At 68.0% G+C, this 266-nt stretch carries 1 protein-coding gene; it reads left to right on the top strand.

What is annotated here, in order from left to right; translation table 11 throughout:
• Positions 1–266, top strand: a 266-nt coding sequence (locus SB773_RS32355; RefSeq protein WP_410594468.1) for a hypothetical protein, incomplete at both ends; no start/stop codon positions are given.

Genomic DNA, 266 nt, shown 5'->3' with positions numbered 1-266 from the left:
CCCGTTCTGACAGTCACGCTGACCGCACCCCTCGAGGGCATCATCGGCGTTCTGATCGAGCACCACACCGGCGGCCTGCCTCATGAGGGCTTCGATCTCCCCGGCATCGGGGACGGCTCGGCCTCTCCGCGCATCGTCATCGACGCCGCCGGAGGCGCGATCACCAGCGGAGAACTCACAGCTCGGGTGCGACAGGGCGCTGGGTGGTCGCTGTCGTTCGAGGGCGGTGGGCATGTGCTGACCAGCTCTGAGGAGAGCTCGATCGC

The organism is Bacillus sp. SIMBA_074, assembly GCF_046534555.1.
Classification (GTDB): domain Bacteria; phylum Bacillota; class Bacilli; order Bacillales; family Bacillaceae_G; genus Bacillus_A; species Bacillus_A mycoides.
The sequence above is the reverse complement of the archived record's forward strand: the minus strand, read 5'-3'. Positions and strand labels throughout refer to the sequence as shown.